Consider the following 11798-nt stretch of genomic DNA (forward strand, 5'->3'; position numbering starts at 1 on the left):
GAGAAAAATTGGCATAACATACATTTGATTTTTATAACGACTGATTGTAATAGAGAAAAAGAAAAACAATCGGAAGTTTTATTTTAATAAAAAGAGGAGCGTATTTCCTATGATCGGTATTTTAAAAAAGGTGTTTGATGTAAATCAACGCCAAATTAAACGTATGCAAAAGACAGTTGAGCAAATTGATGCATTAGAGTCATCTATTAAGCCACTAACTGATGAACAATTAAAAGGAAAGACGCTTGAATTTAAAGAACGTCTAACAAAAGGTGAAACAGTAGATGATTTACTACCTGAAGCTTTTGCAGTTGTTCGCGAAGCGGCAACTCGTGTTCTTGGAATGCGTCCATATGGCGTACAGTTAATGGGTGGTATTGCCTTACATGAAGGGAATATTTCTGAGATGAAAACGGGTGAAGGTAAAACGTTAACATCTACATTACCTGTATATTTAAATGCTTTAACAGGAAAAGGTGTTCACGTTGTTACAGTCAATGAATATTTAGCACAACGTGATGCGAGCGAAATGGGACAACTTCATGAGTTCCTTGGCTTAACGGTAGGAATTAACTTAAATAGTATGTCACGCGAAGAGAAACAAGAGGCTTATGCTGCTGATATTACGTATAGCACAAATAATGAGCTTGGATTCGATTACTTACGTGATAACATGGTTTTATATAAAGAGCAGTGCGTTCAACGTCCACTTCACTTTGCTATTATCGATGAAGTCGATTCTATTTTAGTCGATGAAGCACGTACGCCGCTTATTATTTCAGGACAAGCTCAAAAATCAACAGAGCTATACATGTTTGCAAATGCATTTGTTCGTACGTTAGAAAATGAAAAAGATTATTCATTTGATGTGAAAACGAAAAATGTAATGCTAACAGAAGATGGTATTACGAAAGCAGAGAAAGCTTTCCATATTGAAAACTTATTCGATTTAAAACATGTAGCACTTCTTCACCATATTAATCAGGGGCTTCGTGCACACGTTGTTATGCATCGTGATACAGATTATGTTGTACAAGAAGGCGAAATCGTAATTGTAGACCAATTCACTGGTCGTCTTATGAAAGGTCGTCGTTATAGCGAAGGATTACACCAAGCGATTGAAGCAAAAGAAGGTGTAGAAATTCAAAATGAAAGCATGACGCTTGCAACAATTACATTCCAGAACTACTTCCGTATGTATGAAAAATTATCTGGTATGACTGGTACAGCGAAAACAGAGGAAGAGGAATTCCGTAACATTTACAATATGAACGTTATTGTAATTCCGACAAACAAACCGATTATTCGTGATGATCGTGCCGATTTAATCTTTAAATCAATGGAAGGTAAGTTCAATGCTGTTGTTGAGGATATTGTAAATCGTCATAAAAAAGGACAACCTGTTCTTGTAGGTACAGTTGCAATTGAAACTTCAGAGCTTATTTCAAAAATGTTAACGCGTAAAGGTGTACGTCATAACATCTTAAATGCGAAAAACCATGCTCGTGAAGCAGATATCATTGCAGAGGCTGGTATGAAAGGTGCTGTAACAATCGCGACGAACATGGCAGGTCGTGGTACAGATATTAAGCTTGGAGACGATGTGAAAAACGTTGGTTTAGCAGTTATCGGTACAGAGCGTCACGAAAGTCGTCGTATTGATAATCAGTTACGTGGTCGTGCTGGTCGTCAAGGGGACCCTGGTGTTACGCAATTCTACTTATCGATGGAAGATGAATTAATGCGCCGATTTGGTTCAGATAATATGAAAGCAATGATGGACCGCCTTGGTATGGATGATTCTCAGCCGATTGAAAGTAAAATGGTTTCTCGTGCGGTAGAATCTGCACAAAAACGTGTTGAAGGAAATAACTATGATGCACGTAAGCAGTTACTGCAATATGATGATGTACTTCGTCAGCAACGTGAAGTTATTTACAAACAGCGTCAAGAGGTAATGGAGTCTGACAACTTACGCGGCATTATTGAAGGTATGATGAAATCTACAGTAGAACGTGCTGTTGCTCTTCATACACAAGAGGAAATTGAAGAAGATTGGAACATTAAAGGTCTTGTTGACTACTTAAATACAAACCTTCTTCAAGACGGAGATGTAAAAGAAGAAGAATTACGTCGCCTTGCTCCTGAGGAAATGAGCGAGCCAATTATTGCGAAATTAATTGAGCGATACAATGAAAAAGAAAAGCTTATGCCAGAAGAGCAAATGCGTGAGTTTGAGAAGGTTGTTGTATTCCGCGTTGTAGATACGAAATGGACAGAGCATATTGATGCGATGGATCACCTTCGTGAAGGTATTCATTTACGTGCTTACGGTCAAATCGATCCACTTCGTGAGTACCAAATGGAAGGATTCGCGATGTTCGAGTCAATGGTTGCTTCTATTGAAGAGGAAATTTCTCGTTACATTATGAAAGCTGAAATTGAACAAAACTTAGAACGTCAAGAAGTTGTTCAAGGTGAAGCTGTTCATCCTTCTAGCGATGGCGAAGAAGCAAAGAAAAAGCCAGTTGTAAAAGGTGACCAAGTGGGCCGCAACGATTTATGTAAATGTGGTAGCGGTAAAAAATATAAAAACTGCTGTGGTATCGTTCAGTAATATAGGACGGTAGCTTAGGCTGTTTTGCAAACTTTTATATCAAAAATGTATAATTAAGAAGGATTAAACTCTCTCCGTAATAAGTGGAGAGAGTTTCCCTTGTTTTCATACGAAAGTAACAGCAATTACATAGAGGTGAAGGAAATGGAATTAGTAGAAATTAGACAGGAATTAGAGAAAATGGCTAAGCGATTAGCGGCTTTTAGGGGGTCTCTTTGACCTCCCTACTAAGGAGAAACAAATTGCAGAATTAGAAGAGAAAATGATGGGCGCAGGATTTTGGGATGACCAACAAGGCGCACAAGCTGTAATTAATGAAGCGAATGCGTTAAAAGATATGGTTGGAAAGTTCCGTCAATTAGATGAGACGTTCGAAAATTTAGAAATCACGCATGAGCTTTTAAAAGAAGAGTATGATGAAGATTTACATGAGGAATTAGAATCAGAAGTAAAAGGCTTAATTCAAGAAATGAATGAGTATGAGCTTCAGTTACTATTAAGTGATCCTTATGATAAAAATAATGCGATTTTAGAATTACATCCAGGTGCAGGTGGAACTGAGTCACAAGACTGGGGTTCTATGCTATTACGTATGTACACACGCTGGGCTGAAAAACGCGGATTCAAAGTAGAAACGGTTGACTATTTACCAGGTGATGAAGCTGGTATTAAGAGTGTAACTTTATTAATTAAAGGTCATAACGCTTACGGTTACTTAAAAGCAGAGAAAGGTGTACATCGTCTTGTACGTATTTCACCATTCGATTCTTCAGGGCGTCGTCATACATCATTCGTATCTTGTGAAGTTGTACCAGAGTTCAATGATGAAGTTGAAATCGAAGTACGTACAGAAGATTTAAAAATTGATACGTACCGAGCAAGTGGAGCTGGTGGACAGCACGTAAATACGACAGATTCAGCAGTTCGTATTACACATACACCGACAAATACGGTTGTAACATGTCAGTCGGAGCGTTCTCAAATTAAAAACCGTGAGCATGCGATGAAAATGTTAAAAGCGAAATTATATCAAAAGAAACTAGAAGAGCAACAAGCAGAATTAGATGAAATTCGCGGAGAGCAAAAAGAAATCGGATGGGGTAGCCAAATCCGTTCTTACGTATTCCACCCGTATTCTCTTGTAAAAGACCATCGTACAAATACGGAGGTTGGTAACGTACAAGCTGTTATGGATGGAGAGATTGATCCATTTATTGATGCTTACTTACGTTCTCGCATCTAATAAGCGAAAAAAAGCCAACGAAATTGTTGGCGCATGCTGAGGACAATAGAGGATATAAAGAATTTGATTTTATTTTTATAGATGAAGTAAAGAGGAAGAGAAGTTGGAAACGACAACTTCTCTTTTTGATGGGATTATATGTAGATTACAATGCTGTATATTGTTTTGTAAAAAGTAGAGAATAGTAAAATAGAGCGGTAATATGGTAAAGATTTATATAGAACTTTTCTAATTTTCCTTTTAAAAAGGATGCTTTATAGAAGTTTTTTAAGTTGTTCACAGAATTGAAACAACTTATGAAAGCTTTATTTTATCAAGGTTCTCACTGTATTTTTGAGGAATATGAAATACACCTTAGTTTTTCTATATAAAGATAATGCTTATAATGAAAATGAGTGTGTTAGGAATAAAAAGAATATCAACAATGGGGAGCGATAGAAGTGAAAAAGAAATTGTTGGCTATTGCGCTAGGGACATCGGTTGTTTTTGCTTTAGGAGCATGCGGAAATAAAGAAGAGAGTAAGTCTTCGAAACAGTCTGCAAGTACAGACAGCGCAGAACAAATTTTCCAAAGAAGTTGTGCGGGATGTCACGCAACAGATTTATCAGGGGCAACTGGACCTGATTTAAGAAAAGTAGGCGGTAAGTACGACGCTGCAGATATCGAAGAGATTATTAAAAAAGGCCGCGGTTCAATGTCACCAGGACTTATTCAAGGTGAAGATGCGAAAAAAGTGTCTGAATGGTTAGCTGAACATAAATAAAAAAGGTGAAATGGACGAGTTGATAATATAGTCAACTCGTTTTCCTTTTTTCTGGTATGTAACATAACTGTAACAAAAATGTATCCAAATTGGAAACCGTTTGATGTTACAATGGGGTTTGTAGAATTTTGCTGAAATATATTACATAGAGTGGTATTGCTTATGAGAAAGCATAAGTAAACTATCTTCAACAAGGATGACTAAATGAAAATGAAGGATGTCTTTTGTTTTCAGATGTACAGAAAAGTATTTCGAAAAAAATCATTAAGTATTGGGTGATAAATAATGATAAAAATGACGAATGTTTATAAGGAGTACCCGAATGGTATGAAAGCCATTGCTGGTCTTACAGTTAACATTAAACAAGGTGAATTCGTATACGTAGTTGGACCGAGTGGAGCCGGAAAATCTACATTTATTAAAATGATGTATCGTGAAGAGAAACCATCTACAGGATCTATTAATGTAAATGGACTTACTATCGAAACATTGGCAGAAAGAGACGTTCCGTATTTTCGTCGTCAATTAGGCGTGATTTTCCAAGATTTCAAATTGCTACCTAAGTTAACGGTATATGAGAATGTTTCGTTTGCTTTAGAAGTAATTGAAGAAGAACCGGATGCAATTCGTGAGCGTGTAACAGAAGTTCTAGGTCTTGTAGGCCTTGAAGATCGTGCAGACGCACTTCCAAGTGAGCTTTCGGGCGGGGAGCAACAACGTGTGGCTATTGCAAGAGCAATTGTAAATAGACCAAAGGTTGTAATTGCCGATGAGCCAACAGGTAACTTAGATATTGAAACAGCTCTTGATATTATGAATATTTTTACTCGCATTAATGAGCGCGGCACAACGATTGTTATGGCGACGCATAATGCAGATATCGTAAATACAATCCGTCATCGTGTAATCGCGATTGAAGGCGGAAAAATTGTTCGAGATGAGATTGAGGGAGGATACGGATATGAAGGCTAAGACCCTTAGTCGACATTTGCGAGAAGGTGTAAAGAATCTATCACGTAACGGATGGATGACATTTGCTTCTGTTAGTGCAGTAACAGTTACATTATTACTTGTAGGTGTCTTTTTAACAGCGATTATGAATATGAACCATTTTGCGACGAAAGTAGAGCAAGATGTAGAGATTCGTGTACACATTGATCCAGCTGCAAAAGAAGCGGATCAAAAGAAATTAGAAGAAGATATGAGTAAGATTGCAAAAGTAGATTCTATTAAATATTCTTCTAAAGAAGAAGAGTTAAAACGTTTAATTAAAAGCTTAGGTGATAGTGGAAAAACGTTTGAGTTATTTGAACAAGATAACCCACTTAAAAACGTATTCGTTGTAAAAGCGAAAGAACCAACCGATACAGCGACAATCGCGAAGAAGGTTGAAAAAATGCAGTTTGTTAGTAATGTTCAGTACGGAAAAGGACAAGTTGAACGATTATTTGATACTGTAAAAACTGGTCGTAACATTGGGATTGCGTTAATTGCTGGTCTTTTATTCACAGCGATGTTCTTAATCTCTAATACAATTAAAATTACAATTTATGCTCGTAGTACAGAAATTGAAATTATGAAACTTGTTGGTGCAACAAACTGGTTTATTCGTTGGCCATTCTTGCTAGAGGGATTATTCTTAGGAGTATTAGGATCAATTATTCCAATTGGCCTAATTCTAATTACGTATAATTCGTTGCAAGGTGTGTTTAATGAAAAACTTGGCGGAACAATTTTCGAGCTTCTACCATACAGTCCGTTCGTATTCCAATTAGCTGGTTTACTAGTGTTAATCGGTGCTTTAATCGGTATGTGGGGAAGTGTAATGTCAATTCGTCGCTTCTTAAAAGTATAAAAAGTTGCAAACATAATTCGTACAAGCTTATCATATAGTAGAAATAGGTAAAGGCATCACACACTGTGTGATGCCTTTTGCTACACCACCTGTGTGTTTTGGAAAGGGGAATTCCGCATTGAAACGTAGAGTTGCAATTATTGGAATGGTTGTTGCATTTTTAATTGGTGCTGGCGGAATGTTTGCAGGCATGTCTGTATTTGGGGTTAACCCATCAGAAGTAACGCAAACAATTTCGAGTGGGAATGCTAGCACTGCGCAAGGGAATTTGGCAAAAATTAATGAGGCGTATGCACTAATTGATTCACGTTATGTGGAAGACGTGAAAGATGAAAAGTTAGTTGAAGGTGCAATACAAGGTATGTTGTCTACGCTGAAGGACCCTTATTCCACGTATATGGATAAAGAAACAGCCAAACAGTTTAGTGAATCGCTTGATCCCGAATTAGAGGGGATTGGGGCTGAGGTGAACAAGACGGACGGTAAGCTTATTATCGTATCGCCAATTAAAGGTTCACCAGCAGAAAAGATAGGAATTAAACCGAATGACCAAATTTTATCTGTAGATGGAAACAGTGTGAAAGACTTATCACGTGAAGAAGCAGTATTAAAAATTCGTGGTAAAAAGGGAACGACTGTCGCAATTGAAATTAAACGTGCGGGAGTAACTGATCCGATTGTATTTAAAATTAAGCGTGAAAAGATTCCGATCTTTACAGTGTTTAGTTCTGTGAAGCAAGAGAGCGGAAAAGATATCGGTTATATGCAAATCACTTCTTTTGCTGAAAATACAGCGAAAGAATTTAAGGATCAGTTAAAAGAGTTAGAGAAGAAAAATATAAAAGGCTTAGTTATTGACGTGCGTGGTAATCCTGGTGGCTACTTAAATAGTGTAGAAGATATACTAGGGGAAATTATGACGAATAAAAAGCCGATGCTACAAGTAGAGCAGCGAAATGGTGAGAAGAAGAAATTCTCTACGGAACTGAAAGAGAGAAAACCATATCCAATTTCAGTATTAATTGATAATGGAAGTGCTTCTGCTTCAGAGATTTTAGCGGGTGCGCTAAAAGAAGGAGAAGGATACGATTTAATTGGTGAAAAGACATTTGGTAAAGGTACTGTCCAGCAAGCTGTTCCATTTAAAGACGGCAGCAACATTAAATTAACGATGTTTAAATGGTTAACGCCGGATGGGAACTGGATTCATAAAAAAGGAATCGCGCCAACAGTAGAAGTGAAGCAACCAAATTATTATCATGCGACACCAATTCAAATTGAAAAAACACTTTCATACAATTCAAATGATGTACAAGTAAAACATGCTCAGGAAATGCTTAAGAGCTTAGGTTATGTACCAGGTCGTGAAGATGGATACTTTAGTAAAGAGACAGAATCGGCTTTGAAAGCATTCCAAAATGCAAATGAAATGGAAGCGACAGGACAGCTTGATAAAAAGACAGCTGAAGCGATTCAAACTAAAATTATTGAAAAAATCCGTTCTGGAGAAAATGATTTACAATTACAGTCAGCATTAAAATTAATGGCAAAATAAGAAGAAATACAGGCAGTTTGCTGCCTGTATTTTTTTGTGTTAAACAAACGTTTGTTTAGTTATGATAATATAAAAAGAAAGAATGATATAAATGGTGGTGAATGAGTTCGTGGAGGCGTGGATTTTTGAAATAATGCGGGCAGTTGGACGTTTTTTCTTACACCCTGCTGTCTATATATTTGTAATAAGTAGTATCTTCGTTGGATACTTACGTATGTTAAGAGAACGAAAAGATTTTTCTTTTAAAGTTTATGATATTTGGTTTGAACTGCGAACCTCCCTATTTGCAGGGATTGGATACGGATTAGTAGTATCTATTATTACGATTGGGCTTGGACTTGTTGTTTCTAAAGCAAGCTTATGGGCCATTTTAATTTGGACGTTACTATTTGGATTAACGGCTATGTATCGATATTTATCGGCGGCTTATACATTTAGCATTGCGATTGTATGTGTTCTATTATCTTCTAAGCTACCAGTTTCCTTTTTACAGCTTCGAGAAGGTGAAGAGAGTACCATTGTATCCCTTGTTATTTTACTAGGCGTTATGCTTATTGTAGAAGGCTTATTGATTTCGAAAAACGCAGTAGGATATTCGACGCCGAGGCTTAGGCAGGGGAAGCGTGGATTAAAGATTGGTTTACACGAATCAAAGCGTTTATGGATCGTTCCTATTTTTATTCTTGTACCGGGTGATGCGGTAACGCAGTTTATTTCATGGTGGCCTGTCGTTTCAATAGGTTCAAATACATATTCTCTATTCCTCGTTCCATTTTTAATTGGATTTATGAGAAGGATTAGAAGTTATGAGCCGACGGAAGCTTTATTATTTACAGGAAGACGTGTGTACGGATTAGCAGGACTTGTGCTCGTTTTAGGAATCGCAAGTTACTGGTGGCACGTACTTGCAATTATCGCGATGGGAGTTGCTATGCTTGGGCGTTTCACAATTTCGATGCAAGAAAAAATTGCCGATGAAACAAGACCAGCGTATTTTGCTGCACGCAATGATGGGCTCGTTGTACTAGATACAATTCCAAATACAATTGGAGCAGAGCTGAAATTACTGCCTGGAGAAATTATTACGAAAGTAAATGGAGTCATCCCAAAAAGCGCCGAGGAATTTTATGATGCGCTTCAAACGAAGACGACAGGAGCATTTTGTAAATTAGAAGTATTAGATACAAATGGTGAGCTTCGTCTTGCACAAACTGCATTATATGCTGGTGGACATCACGAATTAGGTATTGTATTCGTTGAACAGGAGCATGAGTGGGATTCGGAAGCGATGTAATAGAAGGAATGGTATCACCTTGTGGTGGTACCTTTTTTGTTTTTGGGAGATGGGAGAGTAGTTAGTAAATGAAATTTATATCGGCGATTTTCCGAATATATCAGCGCAACTTGAAATATATCGGCGATTTTGCAAATATATCAGCGCAACTCGAAATATATCGGGGATTATTCGAATATATCGACTTTCCAGCAAAAAACGACAACTATCGCAAAGCTTATTTTCAGTTTCATAGACGGATAACTTGAATAATTATTTGATAATGGTTATCATTTAGGGAGTCTTTTTAATTTTGGAAAATGGAGGTAAGATATGCTGCGTAAATTTTTCTCGTACTATAAACCGTATAAAGGTTTATTTATACTCGACTTTTCTTGTGCGGTTGTCGCAGGATTATTAGAACTCGGCTTCCCGCTTATCGTAAATCAATTTATTGATAAGTTATTGCCAGGGCAAAACTGGACGCTTATTTTATGGGCTTGTTTCGGTTTACTCGCAGTTTATATGTTAAATGCAGGCTTACAATATGTCGTTACATATTGGGGACATATGCTTGGTGTTAACATTGAAACAGATATGAGGCAGAAATTATTTGATCATATTCAAAAGCTATCATTCAGATTTTTTGATAATAATAAAACAGGTCATTTAATTTCACGCCTTACAAACGATTTAATGGAAATTGGGGAAATTGCTCACCATGGACCAGAAGATCTATTTATCGCCGTAATGACTTTAGTTGGGGCATTCTCATTTATGATGATGATCAACTGGAAGTTAGCGTTATTAACGTTCTTCGTCATTCCATTCCTATTATGGTTAGCACTTTACTTTAATAAAAAAATGACAGGTACATTTAGACGTTTATTCTCAGACGTTGCTGATTTTAATGCATGCATTGAGAACAATGTTGGTGGTATTCGCGTTGTACAAGCATTCGGAAATGAAAAGTTTGAGAAAGAGCAATTTGCTGTTAACAACGCTCGTTTCCGTACAACAAAATTAATGGCGTATAAAATTATGGCGTTAAATTCGTCGATTAGTTATATGCTCATGCGTCTCGTAACGCTCTTCGTCTTAATATGCGGTACATGGTTTGTGCTGCAAGGAGAATTAACGTACGGTGGATTTATCGGATTCGTTCTATTAACGAATATTTTCTTCCGCCCAATTGAAAAAATTAACGCGGTAATCGAAAGCTATCCGAAAGGAATCGCCGGTTTTAAAAGATATGTAGAGCTTCTTGAAACAGAGCCTGACATTGTAGACTCTAAAGATGCAATGGAAGTGAAGCATGTACACGGTGATATTCAATATAACAACATTACGTTCGGATATGAAAACAAAGAACCGATTTTAAATGACATTAGTTTGAAAATACATGCAGGTGAAACAGTTGCGTTCGTTGGACCATCAGGAGCTGGGAAAACGACGTTATGTAGCCTATTACCACGTTTTTATGAGCAATCATCTGGATCGATTCAAATTGATGGAATTGATACGAAAGATATGACATTATCTTCACTTCGTAAGCAAATTGGAATTGTGCAGCAAGACGTGTTCTTATTCTCAGGAACAATTCGTGAAAATATCGCTTACGGAAATTTAAAAGCATCAGAAGCTGAAATTTGGCAGGCAGTAAAACGTGCGCAATTAGAAGATTTAATTTACTCACAGCCGGACGGTTTAGATACTGTTATCGGTGAGCGCGGCGTGAAACTTTCAGGTGGACAAAAGCAGCGTCTAGCTATTGCTCGTATGTTCTTGAAAAACCCCCCAATTTTAATATTGGATGAAGCAACTTCTGCATTAGATACAGAGACAGAACTTGCGATTCAAAAATCGCTTGCGGAGCTATCTGTTGGCCGTACAACATTAGTTATCGCTCACAGACTTGCAACGATTAAAAATGCAGATCGCATCGTTGTTGTAAATAAAGATGGTATTGCAGAACAAGGTTCACATAATGAATTAATTGAGCAAGGTGGAGGATACAGTAGGTTATACGAAGCTCAGTTTAGTTCGTAAATATAATTTGTACAGAATTAGTGCACCATAAGTAGGTGAAAATCTCATATGGGAGGCTATAAAGTATGATTGTAACAACAACGTCTACAATTCAAGGAAAAGAAATTATTGAGTACATCGATATTGTCAATGGAGAAGCGATTATGGGCGCGAATATCGTTCGTGACCTTTTCGCCTCCGTCCGTGACGTTGTCGGCGGTCGTGCGGGTGCTTATGAAAGTAAATTAAAAGAAGCACGCGACATCGCAATGGAAGAGATGAAAACTTTTGCAAGACAAAAAAATGCAAATGCAATTGTTGGTATCGACGTGGATTACGAGGTAGTTCGCGAAGGAATGCTAATGGTTGCTGTGAGCGGGACTGCTGTCCGTATCTAAAATGAAAAGCCGTGCTGATGCACGGCTTTTTGTATTCTATGTCGAAGATTCAATATTTCTTGGGA

At 37.4% G+C, this 11798-nt stretch carries 9 protein-coding genes; all 9 read left to right on the forward strand.

Annotated elements, in window-relative coordinates:
- The first annotated feature begins 109 nt into the window (after positions 1-109).
- The 9 genes from secA to MKY38_RS23930 all read left to right on the forward strand — a co-directional run bounded on the left by secA (position 110) and on the right by MKY38_RS23930 (position 11733).
- Positions 110-2617 (forward strand): preprotein translocase subunit SecA, encoded by a 2508-nt coding sequence (gene secA, locus MKY38_RS23890; RefSeq protein WP_000579387.1) that lies wholly within the window; start codon positions 110-112, stop codon positions 2615-2617.
- A gap of 144 nt (positions 2618-2761) precedes the next feature.
- Positions 2762-3860 (forward strand): peptide chain release factor 2 gene (gene prfB / locus MKY38_RS23895; protein ID WP_096001716.1). Its coding sequence is split into 2 segments (ribosomal slippage): positions 2762-2833 and positions 2835-3860, totalling 1098 coding nucleotides; the frame shifts between segments, so codons are not numbered across the junction.
- 440 nt (positions 3861-4300) lie between these two features.
- A complete protein-coding gene (cccB, locus tag MKY38_RS23900) occupies positions 4301-4624 on the forward strand; it encodes a cytochrome c551 (RefSeq protein WP_000727971.1) in 324 nt (107 codons plus the stop codon).
- A 285-nt stretch (positions 4625-4909) separates the two neighbouring features.
- The gene (gene ftsE / locus MKY38_RS23905; RefSeq protein ID WP_000594321.1) at positions 4910-5596 is read left to right on the forward strand and encodes a cell division ATP-binding protein FtsE; all 687 of its coding nucleotides are present in this window, start codon (positions 4910-4912) and stop codon (positions 5594-5596) included.
- Complete coding sequence (gene ftsX / locus MKY38_RS23910) at positions 5586-6479, forward strand: permease-like cell division protein FtsX (RefSeq protein WP_000645027.1); 894 nt, start codon at positions 5586-5588, stop codon at positions 6477-6479. Before ftsE ends, ftsX begins: the two co-directional genes overlap by 11 nt.
- A 118-nt stretch (positions 6480-6597) precedes the next feature.
- Positions 6598-8034 carry a S41 family peptidase gene (locus MKY38_RS23915; RefSeq protein ID WP_000830313.1) on the forward strand — a complete coding sequence of 479 codons (1437 nt, stop codon included), beginning with the start codon at positions 6598-6600 and terminating at the stop codon, positions 8032-8034.
- A 91-nt stretch (positions 8035-8125) separates the two neighbouring features.
- Positions 8126-9328, forward strand: a complete 1203-nt coding sequence (locus tag MKY38_RS23920; protein WP_033687562.1) for a PDZ domain-containing protein — start codon at positions 8126-8128, stop codon at positions 9326-9328.
- Positions 9329-9640: 312 nt separating this feature from the next.
- Complete coding sequence (locus tag MKY38_RS23925) at positions 9641-11356, forward strand: ABC transporter ATP-binding protein (RefSeq protein ID WP_000944620.1); 1716 nt, start codon at positions 9641-9643, stop codon at positions 11354-11356.
- Positions 11357-11421: 65 nt separating this feature from the next.
- Positions 11422-11733 carry a heavy metal-binding domain-containing protein gene (locus tag MKY38_RS23930; RefSeq protein WP_000637523.1) on the forward strand — a complete coding sequence of 104 codons (312 nt, stop codon included), beginning with the start codon at positions 11422-11424 and terminating at the stop codon, positions 11731-11733.
- Positions 11734-11798 lie beyond the last annotated feature (65 nt).

The organism is Bacillus sp. FSL R5-0585, assembly GCF_038004545.1.
Taxonomy (GTDB): Bacteria; Bacillota; Bacilli; order Bacillales; family Bacillaceae_G; genus Bacillus_A; species Bacillus_A cereus.